At 66.4% G+C, this 1,898-nt stretch carries 2 protein-coding genes; one reads left to right on the top strand and one right to left on the bottom strand.

All coding sequences use genetic code 11. The annotated features are described in order from the left end of the window. Positions 1-289, bottom strand: a 289-nt coding sequence (locus AC1DU6_RS29425) for a lamin tail domain-containing protein (protein ID WP_477861527.1), incomplete at its 3' end; no start/stop codon positions are given. 105 nt (positions 290-394) lie between these two features. Here AC1DU6_RS29425 and AC1DU6_RS29420 point away from each other — a divergent pair. Further along, positions 395-1,795, top strand: a complete 1,401-nt coding sequence (locus tag AC1DU6_RS29420) for a sodium:solute symporter (protein WP_457322644.1) — start codon at positions 395-397, stop codon at positions 1,793-1,795. Positions 1,796-1,898: the final 103 nt, after the last annotated feature.

Genomic DNA, 1,898 nt, shown 5'->3' with positions numbered 1-1,898 from the left:
CTTCGGCGATCAGGTAGTGGCGGCCCGGCTGCAGCACGACGCCGGCCGGGATGACGGTCTTGTTGGTCCAGCTGGTGCCGGCGGCCGAGGCGTACTGCACCGACCAGCCGCCAATCGTCACCGGCGTCGTGCCGGCGTTGAAGAGCTCGATGAAGTCGCGGCTGTAGGTGGCGTTGGCGTTGCCGCCCCCGCCATAAACCTGGCTGATCACAACCCCGCTGGTCGAGGCCAGCACGGCGGGCGCGGCGAAGGCCGCGGCGAGGAGGGAGACCAGTGGTTTGATTCGCATGACTATTTAGTAAAAATTGCCGCAATGGGCGCGGATGCTAACGACCACCTGTGACGGTTTGACCCGCCGCATTCAGGGGGGTGCCATCGGGCATGATCCCGGCCCATGTCGCCAGCACTGCTTTTGCTCGGGGTTCTCACCTATTTCGCGCTGCTATTGGTACTGGCGCGGTGCGTCTCGCACGGTTCGGGGGCTGAGGGTTTCTATGTGGGGGGCAGGGAAAGTCCCTGGCCGGTCGTTGCCTTCGGAATGATCGGGACGTCGCTGTCCGGCGTCACTTTCATCAGCGTGCCCGGCTCGGTGGCGGTCAGCGGCTTCACCTATCTGCAGATCGCGCTTGGCCAGGTCGTCGGCTATGCCGTCATCGCCCTCGTGCTGCTGCCGGCCTATCACCGCCTCAAGCTGGCCTCCATCTACGGCCTGCTCGGTGACCGGCTCGGCCCCGCAGCGCAGCGCCTGGGTTCGGCCTTCTTCGTGCTGAGCCGCACGCTGGGTGCGACGGCACGGCTCTACCTCGTCGTGGCCGTGCTGCACACGCTGATCCTGCAGCCGCTGGGCGTGCCGTTTGGGGTGGGCGCGGCGGTCGTGCTGGTGATGATCCTGCTCTACACCGTGGAGGGCGGCGTGAAGGCGCTGGTGTGGACGGACACGCTGCAGACCGCGGGCATGCTGACCGGCTTGGTCGTCTGCTTGGCGCTGCTGTGGCAGACCGGTGCGTTGGCGCAGATCGATGCCGCTGGCCTGAGCCGCGTCTGGGTCGGCGATCCGCTCTCCCGCGATTTCTCCGCCAAGGCGCTGCTGGCCGGCATGTTCATTGCCATCGCGATGACGGGGCTGGACCAGGAAATGATGCAGAAGAGCCTGTCGGTTGCGAAGCTCCGTGACGCGCAGAAGAACGTGCTCGTGCTGGCCGTGCTGATGCTCGTCGTTGTTGCGGCCTTCCTGCTGCTGGGCGGGCTGCTGACGCTGTTCGCTCAAGCGCACGGCATCGGGGTCAAGGGCGACGCACTGTTCCCCACTGTCGTCATGCAATACCTGCCGGCCTGGGTGCAGGTCGTCTTCGTGCTGGCCCTCGTGTCGGCCCTGCTGCCCAGCGCCGATGGCGCGCTCACCGCGTTGACGGCCAGCACCTGCCTGGACCTGCTGCGCCTGCCGCGCGAGGACGTGCGCACGCGGCGGCGCGTGCACTACGCCTTTGCGGTGCTGTTCCTKGCCCTGGTGCTGGGCTTCAGGGCGCTGGACAGCAGCAGCATGATCTTCCTGATCCTCAAGCTGGCGGGTTACACGTATGGGCCGCTGCTGGGACTGTTCGCGTTTGCGATGTTCACGCCGAGGGCGGTGTCGGGGCGGGCGCTGGTCGGCGTTTGCGTGGCGGCACCGCTACTGTGCGCGGTGCTGGACTTCGGGCAGCCGTGGGGCGGGTATCAGATCGGGTTGGAGTTGCTGCTGCTCAATGGGGTGCTGACGTGGGTCGGGTTGTGGGTCGCCGGGCGCGGGCGCCAATAATGATCTGGGTGTTCAACTTCGGACTGGGTGTCTGTGCGTTGCTCATCGTTGCGAACTGGGGCTCCCTGATCGATGCCGCGTTCAGGAAACGCAGTCTTTCGTT

Source organism: Roseateles sp. P5_B10, from assembly GCF_056400485.1.
This window is presented reverse-complemented; position numbering and strand designations above follow the sequence as displayed.